The 16367-nt window shown below is 37.5% G+C and carries 10 protein-coding genes; 7 read left to right on the top strand and 3 right to left on the bottom strand.

Annotated features, from left to right (window positions below):
- Window positions 1–54: 54 nt before the first annotated feature.
- The 3 genes from AC3WV0_RS16320 to ligA form a co-directional block, all read right to left on the bottom strand.
- Window positions 55–699: an MgtC/SapB family protein gene (locus AC3WV0_RS16320; RefSeq protein WP_488847136.1), complete on the bottom strand. Its 645-nt coding sequence runs from the start codon at window positions 697–699 to the stop codon at window positions 55–57.
- A gap of 119 nt (window positions 700–818) precedes the next feature.
- On the bottom strand, window positions 819–3521 hold the full coding sequence (locus AC3WV0_RS16315; protein ID WP_488847135.1) for a DUF7619 domain-containing protein: 2703 nt from the start codon (window positions 3519–3521) through the stop codon (window positions 819–821).
- Window positions 3522–3604: 83 nt separating this feature from the next.
- Window positions 3605–5617 (bottom strand): NAD-dependent DNA ligase LigA, encoded by a 2013-nt coding sequence (gene ligA / locus AC3WV0_RS16310; RefSeq protein ID WP_488847134.1) that lies wholly within the window; start codon window positions 5615–5617, stop codon window positions 3605–3607.
- 197 nt (window positions 5618–5814) lie between these two features.
- Between ligA and AC3WV0_RS16305 the strand changes: the two genes are divergently transcribed.
- The 7 genes from AC3WV0_RS16305 to AC3WV0_RS16275 all read left to right on the top strand — a co-directional run bounded on the left by AC3WV0_RS16305 (window position 5815) and on the right by AC3WV0_RS16275 (window position 16226).
- Window positions 5815–6555, top strand: a complete 741-nt coding sequence (locus AC3WV0_RS16305; protein ID WP_488847133.1) for a glycerophosphodiester phosphodiesterase family protein — start codon at window positions 5815–5817, stop codon at window positions 6553–6555.
- 321 nt (window positions 6556–6876) lie between these two features.
- Window positions 6877–9858 carry a SusC/RagA family TonB-linked outer membrane protein gene (locus AC3WV0_RS16300; RefSeq protein ID WP_488847132.1) on the top strand — a complete coding sequence of 994 codons (2982 nt, stop codon included), beginning with the start codon at window positions 6877–6879 and terminating at the stop codon, window positions 9856–9858.
- Between the two features lie 10 nt (window positions 9859–9868).
- Window positions 9869–11320, top strand: coding sequence for a SusD/RagB family nutrient-binding outer membrane lipoprotein (locus AC3WV0_RS16295; protein ID WP_488847131.1), 1452 nt, complete (start codon window positions 9869–9871; stop codon window positions 11318–11320).
- An 83-nt stretch (window positions 11321–11403) separates the two neighbouring features.
- Window positions 11404–12987, top strand: a complete 1584-nt coding sequence (locus tag AC3WV0_RS16290; protein ID WP_488847130.1) for a calcineurin-like phosphoesterase C-terminal domain-containing protein — start codon at window positions 11404–11406, stop codon at window positions 12985–12987.
- Between the two features lie 168 nt (window positions 12988–13155).
- Complete coding sequence (locus AC3WV0_RS16285) at window positions 13156–13869, top strand: 3-ketoacyl-ACP reductase (protein WP_488847129.1); 714 nt, start codon at window positions 13156–13158, stop codon at window positions 13867–13869.
- 666 nt (window positions 13870–14535) lie between these two features.
- Complete coding sequence (gene prmA, locus AC3WV0_RS16280) at window positions 14536–15363, top strand: 50S ribosomal protein L11 methyltransferase (RefSeq protein ID WP_488847128.1); 828 nt, start codon at window positions 14536–14538, stop codon at window positions 15361–15363.
- A 17-nt stretch (window positions 15364–15380) separates the two neighbouring features.
- The gene (locus AC3WV0_RS16275) at window positions 15381–16226 is read left to right on the top strand and encodes an SH3 domain-containing protein (protein WP_488847127.1); all 846 of its coding nucleotides are present in this window, start codon (window positions 15381–15383) and stop codon (window positions 16224–16226) included.
- Window positions 16227–16367: the final 141 nt, after the last annotated feature.

Raw genomic sequence — 16367 nt, 5'->3', positions numbered from 1 at the left:
TGAAATATTTTCGCTGAATGCTTTGGTTTAAAGAAAAAAATAAATTAGGATTGCCTAAAACTGGTAAGCAATAATGCGCTCATCTTCCATCAGGCTTTTCATTAACGCTTCATGGTTGATGTTTTTACCCGTGATAATCCATGAAGTAGCGAGATTTCCCTGTGTGTACTGCTGCTTTGAAATGGCATATTTCAGGCGATGTTTTCTGAAAAGCTCTTCGCAGTAACCAACATCATGATAGTTGACAACAGCAATTTTGTATTCCCTTATTTTATGTTCTCTGTCAATCAGTTTTTCAAAATGATTCAGGGAACTTAATACCAACAATACTAAGACCGTACCCAAAAAGGCCAGGTAGACGTACCCCGAGCCGATCGCCATTCCGATCGAAGCTGTTGCCCATATGGTAGTTGCGGTAGTGATTCCGTCTATTTTATTATCACCTTTAAAAATAACGCCGGCTCCCAGAAAACCGATTCCTGTGATAATATTGGCTGCAATACGGTCGGGATCATCTACCCCGATTTTTATGGAAAGAATTGTGAAAAGACTGGATCCGAAGCAGATCAGAATAAAGGTACGCAGTCCTGCCGATTTATTCCTGTATTCGCGCTCCGCACCAATCAGCAATCCCAGAATAACCGATATGAAAATCAGCAGCAATTCATTTTGAATAGAGTGATCTTTTAAAAATTCCATATTTAAATTTTTAACTTCTTAGAATAAATTTACAACAAAAAATATTTTCATTGTTATGATTCAGATTACAAACAAAAAAGACTGCCCGAACGGACAGCCTTTTACTAATTATTTTGACATTAATTCTTGATAAATTTATGAATAAATGTTTTATCTTTTGTAGATAATCTGATGATATAATTTCCTTTTGAAAGTTCGGAAACATTGATTGAATTTCCTTTTGCAGAAGTTGAAATTAAAATTCTTCCGGCTGCATCGAAGATTTCAGCTTTTGTAATTTCATTTTTTGACTGAATGTTTAAAACATCTTTTACCGGATTCGGATAGATGGAAACGGTATTGTTTTCTTTGTTGGTTTCTAAAGCAGACAAAGTGTTCTGAACAGTTGTCGTAAAGTTGTTGGTAATAATCGGAGCATTATAATCAAAGTAGATTCCCGCTTTGTTGCTAAAACTGTCACCGATATTCAATGTCGATTTTGTTTTGATTTTAAATGAAACATATCCGTCATTATTGGCATCATCAAAAGGAAGCTGAATATTTTCAAAGATAAATTCTACGGTGTTTCCCGTAATTCTTGTCACGAAATCGTGGCTTCCAGCCAGGGATACTAAACTTGACAGGTCATATTTGGAAGCGTCTATATCATCTTTTACGACAATATTCTGTGCATTTGCCGTTCCTGTATTTTCAAAACGGATCAGGTAATGTACATAATCTCCTACTTTTGCCTGGGTAATTGTTGTTCCCTCTAAACATGTTTTATCATTCGGGTCGAAAGAGTTTACAACAGTTTGGTTGAGTGTGAAAGAATTATCTGAAGGCATCTCGTCAGTTGCTCCGTTCACCTGGGCTGTATAGTGAAGTACATCGCCGCCGTTCAAAGCCGGAGTCTGTGTCGGAGTGTTTAATTTTAAAGTCACGGTAATTTCCCTTGTCTCAAAAGGAAGAAGATTTGTAAAATTCCAGTTTAATAAATTGGCTGAAACGGAATTTGGGGAGACCGTTGAGCTTAAGTAATCCGTAAGATTATCATTATAGCTGAATGAAACCGTTCCCGATTGTGCGCTGGTGCCTTTGTTTTTATAAATAATTTTATATTTTGCATTAAAGCCTGGTGCTGCTGCAGTAACCGGAATGATTGACGTTTCGAGATCATTGTGGTTTCCGTTTGCCGTAATACAGAAATTTTGAGCTAAATTGTTCGTTGAAGTGGTAATATTTGCGGTAAAACTTGCCGGCGAAAAATTAAAATAACCAGGATTTTCAATAACCGGAGTTATAACGGTTGATCCTATCGGTACAGGGATTGAAAAACTACCTGAACTGCCTGCTATAAAAGTACCTGAAGCAGAACTGTTTACTATGGAAAATTTCTGAAAGGCTCTATTCGGGTCTGTGGTGTCACATCCATTATTGTTGATGTCATATTTTGTATTTCCCTGAACAGAATGGTTGGCATTCGCAATAAAATAGCAGTCACTGTTGACAACAGTATTGCCGCCAGGATTATACATTGAAGCATGATTCGTGTAATCGGTAACCTCAGCGGGATCGCAGCAAATATATTTTAAGCTTGGATTGGGAAAAATAAAATTTACATTGGAAGGCTGAACCGTTTGATTTTTAATAAATACCTGTTCAAGGTCCGGATTATAATTACATTTTATATTCTGCAATAATTTGTTATTTGATAAATCAAGCTGAATAATCTTGTTTCCAGAACATTCAATATTCGTGAGATCGGCAAGCATACTTACGTCTATATTCGAAAGCTGGTTGTAAGAACAAAGCAATGATTTTATTTTCGTTGCGGTGGACAGGTTTAAAGAAGTAAGCTGATTGGTGGTTACATACAGATACCAAAGATTCGGAAGATTATTTAATATAATATTTGAAAGGCTATTATTTCTCAGATCCAGATATCCTAGACTTGGAAGATTAGAAAATGAGATTGACGTCAGCTGGTTATTGCTAAGATTAACACTTCCGATCGCATTGACGCCATTCATGCTTATGGTTGATATGTTGTTGTTTTCTAAACTGATATTCGAAAGCGAAGTACATCCATCCAAAACGACATTTGTAAATGTATTATTGGAGCAGTTCAGAAAAATAAGACCTGAATAGTTGGTGAGATTCAAGTTGGATAAACCTGTATTATGAACATCCAGTTTTTGGAAATTGGAAGATCCACTGAAATTGATTTGGGAAAGCATGGGAGAATAGCTAATGTATGCTTCTTCCAGAGTCGGCATATTAGGTCCGTTTATCGTTTCTAAAGCCGGCCCGCTTGCATTTATTTGTTTTAATGCGGTAAGTCCTTGTAAATTAATTGTCTGAAGGTTATCACCCCCAACCGTAAGATGTGTTACCGTATTGCTGTTCAAAGAAAATGTAGCATTGAAATAATCTGCATCTACCACTACAAGATTCGGGCACGACATAATGTCTACAGTGCTCAGACCGGAATTTCCAAAGCTTAAAACTTCTAAAATGGGTAGATTTAGCGATATAGAAGTAAGATTATTATTACCGATATATAATGTTTTTAGATTCGTAAAAGAATTGATTCCCGTAAGATCTGTAATTGCACTGTTATAAATATCAATTTTAGAAGCAGCTAATGCCTCGGAAATCTGAACTTCACCATCATCATTCGCATCAAGTTTAATACTGGCTCCAGAGTTATTGCTTACAATACCATTGGTTGTTGTAGAAGAAATAAGTTTGGCTTTGAAAACAGGATCAGGAATATTTACAATCTGTGCCTGAAACACAGCAAACATAATAAAGGAAATTATCAAGTAGATTTTTCTCATGGTTATTATTTAAATTTCGTGCAAAAATAAGCCATTAAGAAAGAATCTCAATGGCTTATTATGTTAAATATTTTAGAATATCACTACTTTTCTATCAAATCCAGAAACTGCTGTTCATCAAGGATCGCGATCGTTCCGATATCCTGTGCTTTTTTCAGTTTGCTACCTGCTTTTTCACCCACGACGAGGTAATTTAAATTCTTAGAAACTGCGGAAATATTCTTCCCACCATGCTTTTCTACCATTTCCTCAGCTGCCTCTCTTGTAAACAACGATAGCTTACCTGTGAAAAGAAAAGTTTTTCCTGCCAGGACGTTCGATAAAACTTCATTGGTGCTTTCTCCTTTTTCTAACTGTACTCCATAAGATTTTAATCTTTCCAGCATCAGAACATTTTCCGGATTGGCGAAAAACTCCAGGATGCTGACAGCGATTTTCGTTCCGATATCCTCAACCTGGCAAAGTTCTTCTACCGTAGCGTTTTTAAGTTCTTCTATGGTTTGGAAATTTTTGACTAATTTCTTGGCAACCGTTTCTCCGACGTGCTTTATGCCAATTCCGTACAGTACTTTTTCAAATGGAATTTCCTTAGATTTTTCAATACCCGAAATAATATTCTGGGCAGATTTTTCCGCCATTCTTTCCAAAGGAAGGAGCTGTTCTTTGGTTAAAACATAAAAGTCGGCAGGGTTTTCAATTAATTTTTCCCTGTAAAGCTGTTCGATGGTTTCGCTTCCCAGATTTTCAATATTTAATGCTTTTCTGGATACATAATGAATCATTCTTCCAACAACCTGTGGCGGACAGTGCAAATCATTCGGACAAAAGTGGATCGCCTGATCTTCAATTTTTATCAACTCTGTTCCGCATTCAGGGCAGTGTTTAATATATTCTATTTCTTTGCTTTCGGCTTTTCTTTTTTCCTTATTTACGCCAACGATTTTAGGAATAATTTCGCCGCCTTTTTCTACATATACAAAATCATGCTCATGCAGATCGAGTTTTTTAATAATGTCTTCATTGTGAAGGGATGCTCTTTTAACAATGGTTCCGGCCAGTAAAACAGGTTTTAAATTGGCCACCGGAGTGATCGCTCCCGTTCTTCCCACCTGATAGGAAACGCTTTGTAATTCGGTTTCAACTTTTTCGGCTTTAAATTTATAGGCCATGGCCCAACGGGGAGATTTGGCAGTATATCCAAGTTGTCGTTGCTGTTTTAATGAGTTGACTTTTAATACGATGCCGTCAATCTCAAAAGGAAGATTGTGTCTTTCGATGTCCCAATAGGTAATAAATTCTTTTACCTCATCCAAAGTTGTGCAGAGTTTAGCCTGCTGTGACGTTTTGAAACCCCAGGATTTTGCTTTTTCCAGAAGTTCCCAGTGAGATTCTGCAGGGATTTCTTCGGAAATGTACTGATATAAAACTGACGACAATCCCCGTTTTCTAACTTCGCCGCTGTCCTGCATTTTCAGACTTCCGCTTGCTGTGTTTCTGGGATTCATAAACGGATCGAGGCCATCTTCTTCACGAAGTTTATTGATTTTATCGAAATTTTTTCGGGTTAAATAAATTTCACCGCGCATAAAAAAATGTTCAGGAAAGTCTCCTTTCAGCTTTAAAGGAATATCAGAAATGGTACGAACGTTTGAAGTAATCTCATCACCCTGAAAACCGTCGCCACGAGTTACTGCCTGAGCAAGCTTTCCGTTTTCGTAGAGAATGGAAATGGAAGCGCCGTCGTATTTTAATTCAGCGACAAATTCTACGGGTTCATCGATGGTTTTAATAATTCTTTTTTCCCAGTCTTCAAGATCGTCAAAATCGTAGGAATTGTCGAGGGAATACATTCTGAATTTATGCTGAACGGTAGGGAAAACTTTTGTAATGCCTCCGCCAACTCTCATTGTAGGAGAGTTTTCATCATAGAATTCCGGGTATTTTGCTTCCAGATCACGGAGCTCTTCGAGCAGCATATCGAAATCAAAATCTGAGATCGTAGGGGTGTCAAGAAGGTAATAGTTTTCGTTATGCTGATGAAGTTCTTTACGAAGATCTTCTATTTTATGCTGTATGTTTTCGAGATTATCGGGCATTTGATTTCTGTCTTTCAGCAAAAATAATAAGTATTATGAGATTTTGGCGATTAGATTTAATATTAAATTAAACAAATTTCATATTCATTTTAAAGTATTATCAGAAATGTCTTTCTAAATTTGTTCATTATTTTATCTGAATTTTCGGCGGATCATGAATTTTACCGGATATTCAATTAAGAATTACTATTTATATTATGAAAAAACTTATCTTAGGGTTAGCAGTAGCAAGCACAGTTTTCATGAAGGCACAAACCCAGATTATCGCCCACAGAGGGTATTGGCAGACGCAGCCTCCAACAACAGAAAATTCTCTGAAGTCCTTGGAAAATGCTCAACATTTAAAGATTTACGGATCTGAATTCGATGTGAGAATGACGAAAGATGGCGTTTTGGTCGTAAACCACGATGAGCACCATGCAAAAATGGAAATTTCCGAAACCGATTTTAAAGAACTTGAAAAAGTAAAATTATCCAACGGTGAAAATTTTCCTACCCTGAAAGATTATCTAAAACAAGGAAAAAAAGACAAGACTCTCAAGCTGATTGTTGAAATAAAACCTGATAAAACCAAAGAAAAGGAAGATGAGCTTACGGCAAAAACCCTCAAAATGATCAAAGATATGAAGCTGCAATCTCAGTGCGAATTTATCTCCTTCAGTTTAAATATCTGTAAAGAAATCAAAAAGCTGGAACCGAAATTCAAAGTGCAATATCTGAAAGGAGAACTTTCTCCGCAGCAGATCAAAGATGAAGGATTGGACGGATTAGATTATCATTACAGTGTTTTCCAGAAGAATCCGACATGGATTGCGGAAGCGAAAGATCTAGGATTAATTACAAATGCCTGGACGGTAAACGATATTGCTGTTTCAGATGAATTGAAAAAACAGGGAATCGGTTTTATTACAACAAATATTCCTGATCAGCTAAAATAAATAATTTTTAAAATATAACGAAGTCTGCTTTTTTTAAGGCAGACTTTTTTGTTAAGTACAGTTAAATTTTTTGATAATGCATTATCCATGTAGATGTGTGGTATCTTTTATTTTCTTAAATAAAGACAATAAAGTTACGTAAACAGATGAGGAAATTTGCATTAAATATGCTTAACTAATTTAAAGGGTTGTGAACCAAATCTCTATAAAGATTCGTTAAAAATAAATTAATATAGGGTTTAATAATCCTTTAATAAATGTTAAAATCAGGTTAAAATCTTAATGATAATGTCGGTCTAATTTTGCACAAACAAAAAGGATATGCGAAAAGAGACACGAAAAGTACTACTATTATCATTACTAGGATTAGTCAGTGTAAATGTGCTGGCTCAGCAAAAGGCGAAGAGGGATACTATTAAAAACATCGACGAAGTTGTTGTAACCGCCTTAGGAATCAAAAGACAAAATAAAGCTCTTGGATATTCTACGGAAGCCATCAATTCCGATCAACTCCTCAGAACCCAGAACAATCACTGGACGAGTGCGCTGGAAGGTAAAGTAGCCGGGCTTAAAATTCAGACCGCCGGTGCAGGACCATTGGCAACCCCCAGAATTACTCTGAGAGGGGACGTTTCTATGAGCAGCATGGGCGATAACCAAGCTCTTATTGTGTTGGATGGAGTTCCTTTAAATTCCAGGACGGTGGGTACAGGAACCCCGGCTTACGGAGCTGGTGCAGGAGGTGATGTCCCGATTGACTACGGAAATGATCTCAGCAGTATTAACCCGGATGATATCGAAAGCATTACCGTTCTGAAAGGGCCAAGCGCATCAGCTCTTTACGGCTCAAGAGGAGCACTTGGAGCAATCATGATTACTACTAAATCCGGAAAAACCAAAAATGGTAAAATCCAGGTATCCTTAAACTCTTATACAAGCTTTGATTCTGTACTAAAATGGCCGGATTATCAGTATGAATATGGCCAGGGAACAATGCAGAAAGATAAGAATGGAAATTACTACTATTCATACGGCGTATCGCCGGATGGTGTAAATACGGGATCTACCAGCAGCGCTTTCGGGCCTAAGTTTGAAGGCCAGTCTTTTTTTCAATATGATCCTAATGAGGAGGGGCAAAGTAAAGAAAGACAGCTATGGAGACCATATAGAAACAATATAAAAGATTTTTGGAACGTAGGAACTACTTTTTCAAACAATCTTGCTATCGAAAGTTCCAATGACAGGACAGCATTCAGAGCATCACTTTCTTATCTTAAAAATGAATGGATGATGCCTAATACGGGGCTTGAAAAATGGGGCGCTGCCATATCCGTCGACCATAAGATCAACGACAGGTTTAAAGCCAATATCAAATTGTCTTATAATCAAACCAAAAGTGATAACCTTCCTGCAACGGGATACAACAACCAGTCGATCTCCTATTTTATGATTTTCCAGAATCCAAACGTCGATCTGGCGTGGTACAGACCGATCTGGAAGGCAGGGAAGGACCAGGTTGATCAGATTCATCCTTTCAGTTCATATATCGACAATCCTTATCTCATTGCCTATGAGATGACCAATAGTTTAGATAAGAAAAATATCGTTGGAAACGTGAGCCTAAGCTATCAGATCAATAAACATTTCGATGTTCTACTACGATCAGGAATGGCAATAAATGATGAGCTGCGAACCCAGAAAAGACCCTGGAGCTCTGCTAATTTTCTTCAGGGGTATTACAGAGAGCAGTATGTAAACGGATTTAATTTTAATAATGATTTAATGATCAATTATAAAAATACTTTCGGTGCCTTCAACTTCTCGGCTACAGCAGGTGGATCTACGCAGTATTTTGAGCAGCTTACCAAAGACTATTATGCTTTAGGATTGAAAAAAGCGGGTGTGTACAGCCTTACTAATGCGGTAGCGCAGCGTTTTGATCTTCCGCAGCCTTACGATAAAATGGTAAGCAGTGTATATGGTTTAGCATCATTAAGTTATAAAGATAAAATATTTTTGGATGTTACAGCACGTAACGACTGGAGCAGCACGTTGCCAAAAGCAAACCGTTCTTATTTTTACCCATCGGTATCTTCATCATTTATTCTTTCAGATATTTTTGCATTGAAGAGCAAGAAGTTCAATTTCTGGAAATTAAGAGCTTCGTGGTCGCAGACCGGAAATGATACAGAGCCTTATCAGCTTTTGAATTACTATAACCCAAGTCTCTCATTTCCGGGATCTGTTGAAATATCCAACAGATATCTTAATCCTAACCTCAGACCGGAGATGATCACCAATATAGAAGCAGGGATGGATTTTAGTCTGTTCAATAATAGATTGACTTACAATATTACTGCATATCAAAGTAATTCTGTAGACCAGATTATCAGGAATGTTCCGGTTTTATGGGAAACAGGATATACACAAAGAGTTATCAATTCCGGAGAAATCAGAAACAGAGGGATCGAAATGATGATGAATGCATATCCGATAAAAAATAAAAGTTTCTCCTGGAATGTATCGGCAAACTGGTCTATGAACAGAAATAAAATTTTATCGCTTCCTGAAGAATTCAATGGTGAGCCATATACTTATGCGAGCGTTGGAGGAGCTGTTTACTACAATGCCGTGATAGGCGGGTCACTTGGAGATCTTTACGGATACGGGCTTATGTATTCGCCGGACGGACAGGTGATATTTGGAAGTGACGGGCTGACCGCTAAACCAGCACAGATGAAGAAAATAGGAAATGCATATCCGAAATGGAGAGCCGGAATCCAGAATGAATTCAGGTATAAGAATATTTCCATAAGCTTCTCGTTCGACGGACAATACAAAGGGATGGCCTACTCACAGTCCCACCATAAAATGACTGAACAAGGAAAGCTTGGGCATACTCTTGAAGGAAGAGATAATCCCGGAGGTCTGATTGTTGGGCAGGGCGTTGTGCAGAATGCAGACGGTACTTATTCTCCTAACACAAAAGGAATTCTGGTATCTACCTATTATGGAGATTATTACAGAAGAGCCAACGTAGAGACAAATACCTTTGATACTTCATTTATTAAACTGAGAGACGCCAGAATTGCGTATTCTTTCCCTAAATCAGTTACGGCACCTTTAAAGATAACGGACCTTACCCTGGCACTTTTCGGAAAAAATCTTTGGATGTGGACAAAGTTTCCGCTGTTTGATCCTGAGGCGGCTACTTTAGATAATGCAACCATTACTCCCGGTGTTGAAATGGGGCAGTTACCAACTTCAAGAACTATCGGTTTTCAGCTTAATGTAAAATTTTAAATCTTAAAACATGAAAAAAATAATATTTAAATATATTCTTCTTGCCGGGCTTACATGTACAGTAGCTTCGTGCGACAGAAATTTTGATGAAATAAACGTAGACGACAGCAAGATCTACGAACCCGAGGTATCAAGCTTTCTAGCGCCTCTTCAATACAATCTTGCTTCTGTAGGATATTTAAGAGCTAACGACTTTACGTTTGATATCATGCAGGTTTCCCTGGATTTTCCGAACGAAGGAAATACCCTGAGCCGTTACAATATCACTGAAAATACCGGTGCAGGATACTGGAACAACAGTTACAAATGGATCAAGCAGATCTATGAAATGAAAAAGGCGGCAGTAAGCAGTAATGATAAAAATTACGAAGCCATATCCCTTGTTCTTAACGCATGGGCATATTCCAATCTTACCGATACTTATGGTGATGTTCCCTTTACGGAAGCTTCAAGATTGGATGAAGGAATCAGCCAGCCAAAGTTTGATCAGCAAAAAAATATTTATATTCAACTGCTGGATGACCTGAAAAGAGCAAACTCACTTTTTATAACCACTAAACCATTAACCGGAACCGATCTTTTCTACAATGCAAACAATGATGCGAACGGAGTGACTAATTGGAAAAAATTCTGTAATTCTCTTTCTCTAAGGCTTCTGACAAGAATTTTAAAAAGAAATGGTGAGGTCAATGTATACGAACGTATCCAGGAGATTGTCAATGATCCGACTGTTTATCCTATTTTTCAAAGCAATTCAGAAACGGTAAAGTTAAATGTTACAGGAGTAGCTCCTTTGATGCCGCCCATTGCAAGACCGCAGGATTTTACCACGGGAAGAGCTGCTTCTGATTTTTTTGTTGAAACCCTTAGAGCAAACGGCGATCCGAGAATGTCCATGTTTTTCAGTCAGGCCAAAAATCTTTCGGGAGCTAATATAGGGTATAAAGGAGCACCATCGGGCTACGCATATGGGACGGTATTTGATTATCAGCCTTCTAATATGAACCAGAATCTAGCCAAGGCACCTCTAAACATGCTGGTGTATCCTTATGCCGAATTGCAGTTTATTTTGTCAGAACTTGCCTTCAAAGGAATTATTTCAGGAAACGCACAAACCTTCTACGAAAATGGAGTAAAAGCTACCATAGAGCAATGGGGAGCAACATTTCCGGCGAATTATTTTTCCAATCCAAAAGTTGCTTACAACGGCACTCTGGAAAGAATCATGCTTCAGAAATATGTCGCTTTATTCTTTGTCGACCAGCAACAGTGGTTTGAAAAAAGAAGAACAGGTTTCCCGGTGCTTCCCAACAACGGAGGTTTACTGAATAACGCAGAAATGCCGTCAAGGCTCATGTATCCGCCAAATCCCAGAGTTTTGAATACGAGTAATTATCAGGCCGCAGTACAGCAGATGGGAGGAGATAATATTAACGTAAAAATGTGGTGGAATAAACCGTAAAACTCATCAGTAGGGCTTTAGCCCGATTCTTAGAAAAATAATCAAATTGGCTTCAGCCAAAATTTAATTTAAATATCAATACAATGAATATAAAATTTTTAATGCCATGTATGTTAATTTCAGCAATGGCATTTTCACAGGCTTCTGTTTCGGGATATGTCTATGAAGATCTCAACAAAAATCAGAAGAAAGAGAGCAGGGAGAAGGGAATTGAAGGAGTAGCGGTTTCCAATGGTGCTCAGGTAGTTCTTACCGATAAAAACGGCAGATACAGCCTGCCGATCATGGAAGGACAATCGGTATTTGTCATCAAACCTACAGGATACATGACGCCGGTAAATGGAAATAACCTGCCTCAGTATTATTATCAGTATAAACCAAAAGGCTCACCGGCAGATTTTAAATATAAAGGATCTGCACCTACAGGCGAGCTTCCAAAAGAGATCAATTTTGCGTTACATAAACAGAACGAAAGTAAAAATTTTGACATCCTCGTTTTCGGAGATCCTCAGCCGTATACGGAAAAACAATTGGATTATTTTAAAAGAGCCATTGTCAACGAAGTGAAAAGCACGAAGAAAAATGCGGTGCTGGGAATCAGTCTGGGAGATTTGGTAGGAGATAATTTAAGCCTGCAAAAACCCTACGCAGATGTGATGAAAGAGATCGGATTGCCTTGGTACAATGTAATGGGAAATCACGATATGAATTATGAAGCGAAGGAAGATATGCTTTCCGATGAGACTTTTGAATCCAATTTCGGCCCGGCCAATTATTCCTTTAATTACGGGAATGTTCACTTCATCGTGCTGGATGATATTCTCTATCCGGATCCTAGAGATGGAAAAGGATATTGGGGAGGTTTCCGTGAAGACCAGTTGAAATTCATAGAAAATGACCTAAAGCTGGTGGATAAAAATAAACTGATCGTCGTTTCCTTCCACATTCCGCTGGAACATAAAAATGAAGATAATTTCAGGAATTCTGACCGTCAGAAGTTATTTGATTTTTTAGCACCTTTTAAAAATGCATTGATTCTATCGGCGCATACGCATATTCAGCAACAGCTTTTTTACGGAAAAGAAGCGGGCTGGAACGGTTCAAAAGATCTTCACGAATACAATGCCGGAACCACTTGCGGCGACTGGTGGTCGGGAACATCAGATGCATTGGGATTGCCGACCTCAACCATGAGAGACGGAACAGCCAAAGGATATTCTTTTATCAGCTTTAATGATAATGAATATAAAATTAAATATAAAACCGCAGGTCAGCCGGAAGATTATCAGATCAACCTGTATGTGCCGAAAGTCATTCCTTTCCCTTCTAAGACCTCTGCAAAAGTATTGGCAAACTTCTTTATGGGCAGCAAAAAAGACAAAGTGGAATACAGAATAGATAATGATAAATGGGAAGAAATGCAGTATGACGAAACCGTAGATCCGAGTTTTGCCATGTCGGTTTTCAAATGGGATACCACAAACAGCCTTTTCCCGGGAAGAAGGCCTTCGAATCCCGAAACATCAAAACATATCTGGACGGGAGATTTTTCCAAAAAGCTTTCTCTGGGAAAACATAAGGTTGAGGTGAGAGCAGTTGACATGTATGGAAACAAGTTTTCAGCGTCAGAGGAATTTGAAGTTCAGAATCAGATCCTTATACCTTAATTTTTCATTTTATTACTATACTTTCAAAGAAACCGGCTTCCTGTGAAGTCGGTTTTATTTTATAGAATCTGTAATATCATTTTTACTGTCTATACGCATAATAGCATTATTCATCAATGGTATGAAAATCATCTTTCGTAAATTTGCATCAACAATAAAATAATTATAATGAACATCAACGGAAAAAATGCCATCATCACAGGTGGTGGAAGAGGTCTTGGCAAAGCAGTTGCTCTCGCATTGGCACATGAAGGCGTAAATATTGGAATTACAGGAAGAAATGAAGAAAACCTGAAAATGACAGTTGATGAAATTCAGAAGCTTGGCGTAAATGCAGCATATGCCGTTTTCAGTGTTGATAATGAAATACACGTAAAAGCAGGAATCGAATCTCTGGCCGAACAATTAGGTGGAATCGATATTCTTATTAATAATGCAGGGATCGGTGATTTCGGGTCTATCGAAGAAATGCCTTCTGAGACGTGGGAGCAGGTTATTAAAACCAATCTCTTCGGGGTGTATTATGCTGCAAAGGCGGTTTATCCTTATTTGAAGTCTAAAGGTGAAGGCGATATCATCAATGTGGCATCAACCGCCGGCTTAAAAGGTGGTCCGAATATGTCGGCGTATGCAGCTTCAAAAGCAGCTGTGGTTTCTCTTTCACAATCCATGATGGCAGAATGGAGAAAACAGAATATCCGTGTGATTACACTTACTCCAAGTACGATTGCATCGGATATGTCGATACAGGGCGGTCTTACCGACGGAAATCCTGATAAAGTTCTTCAGCCGGAAGATTTTGCAGAATGGGTGAGAGATATTCTTAAAATGAACCGAAGAGCATTAATCGCCAACGGATCAATCTTCTCTACAAATCCTTAATTGATTTAAAATTTAATGTTTTGGGTTTAAAGTTTTTAGACTTGAAACTATAATTAATAAGAGCGGACTTCGGTTCGTTTTTTTATGTATTAAGTTTGTCATTCTGAATGGGAACGAAGTGAGAGTGAAGAATCTCCACTAAATAAAAAATAGATTCTTCCTTCTTCAGACTGATGTCCTTAATGTACTTTGCTGAGCGAAACGCCTTAGCGAACGAGAAATATTCTCAAAAAATAAAAAAATCTTTGTGCTCGTTGCGTTAAAAAACAAAACAACAATATTTCAGTAAAATTAAAAAGAGCATTACTTTTAAATCGTGAATTCTTCCTTCTTCAGACTGCTGTCCTTACTGTACTTTGCTGAGTGAAACGCCTTAGCGAACGAAAAATATTCTCAATAATTTAAAAAAAATCTTTGTGCTCGTTGCGTTAAAAAACAAAGTAACAATATTTCAGTAAAATTAAAAAGAGCATTACTTTTAAATCGTGAATTCTTCCTTCTTCAGACTGCTGTTCTTACTGTACTTTGCTGAGTGAAATGCCTTAGCGAACGAAAAATATTCTCAATAATTTTAAAAAAATCTTTGTGCTCGTTGCGTTAAAAACAAAAGAACAATATTTCAGTAAAATCAAAAAAGTAGTTTTATTTTTGTAACAAATTATTGACATGCAAAATTATTTAGAATTCAATTTCAAGATTTCTCCGCTTCAGCCTTGGAACGAAATATTAATGGCAGAGCTTATCGGGATCGGCTTTGACAGCTTTACAGAAGAAATTGATGGTATTTTAGGATATATTCAGAAAGATTTATTTAAAGAAGAAGATTTAAAAACGCTTCCGCTTTTTCAGAACGAAGAGGTTAAAATCGATTATACTTTCCAGGAAATGCCGAACATTAACTGGAATGAAGAATGGGAAAAAAACTTCGAGCCAATCAATATTGATGATAAAGTGCTGATCCGTGCAGAATTTCATGAGTCAGTTCCGGGAATGCATGAAATTGTTATTCAGCCGAAAATGTCTTTCGGAACAGGGCATCACCCGACTACCCATCTTATGATCCAGCAGATGAGGGATATGGATTTTAATGGAAAAAAAGTTCTGGATATGGGTTGTGGAACTTCAGTACTCGCTATTTATGCAAAACAAATCGGTGCCGGAGATACAAAGGCAATCGATATCGATGAATGGTCAGTAGAAAATTCAAAAGAAAATGCAGCGAGAAATAATGTTGAACTGGATATCGAGCTAGGAACTGCAGAAAACCTTGGAAAAGAAAATTTTGATATCATTCTGGCAAATATTAACAGGAATATTCTTATTTCAGACATCCCAACATACGTTTCGGTATTGAATAACGGCGGAAAATTACTGCTTTCGGGATTGTGCTTCTTCGATGTGGATGATATTCTGGAAGTCTGCAAAGAAAATAATCTTCAGCTTAAAAAACAGCTTCAGCGGGAAGAGTGGGTGAGTCTCCTTTTAGAAAAATAACACCACAAAATATTAATATGAAATCCCTTTTCGCCATTTTATTTATTTTTATGCTTCAGACTTTTTCGGCGCAGGAAGATCATGATACGTATACAAATGGTATCTTCAGCTTCGAAGAAAACAATACACAGAAAATTTTTACGGATAATACAAGAATCCGGCAGCTTCCTGATGTAGCTTCTCCGGTCCTTGATTCGCTGAATAGCAACCACAATATTTTAATTCTTAAAAAAGAGGATTCTGTTCTTAAGCTTGATGAAAGAGCTGCCAACTGGTATAAAGTCTCATATCAGAAAGAAGGTAAAATGTCTGAAGGATATGTATGGGGAGGAAATCTTTGTGTAGGTTACCGGAACAAAAACGGCTATGATTTTCTTTTTGGACTGATGAAAACGGTTAAAATAAAAGACGGACAGTTTAAAGATGAAGAAGTACAGCAAAACAGGGCAGGTGTAAAAATGATAAAAGAAAATATTCTGATTGATGAAGTTTCTTTTGAAACAGGATCCGGTGAAAGCCTGAATTTTGCCACCTTTAATGTTGAAAGCGGTCATAAGTTGAAAAATATAGAATTAACTTTAAAAGCCACTGTTTCTGGTGGAGCATGCGGAATTCCGAGCTATGATCAGTATATTCTGTTGAAGGATAAAAAATTGATTGCTCTTCCCCAGCTTATGAATGTGGGTGATGCTGACGTGTATTATCATTCCGAACAATTCATTTTTCCTAATGACAAAGGGGGAGTGTTTAATACGATTATCTTTAAAATGGAACAAATGGAAAAGGATGAAAATGATCGGGAAAAGAAGAAATATGCAACAAAATTTTATGTTTGGGATGGCAGTTCTTTTAAGATAAAATGAATATTATAGTTTTAGGATCAACACCAAAAGTTGGGGAGAAAACTAAAAAAGGATAATTTTGTATTATGTCTAATGAACAAGAATTACTAAAGTTTTTACTACCGGAATACTTGGTTGAATATTTTGAGATTTCCAAATTTG

The sequence above is a fragment of the Chryseobacterium sp. 27AL genome, from assembly GCF_057815395.1.
The sequence above is the reverse complement of the archived record's forward strand: the minus strand, read 5'-3'. Positions and strand labels throughout refer to the sequence as shown.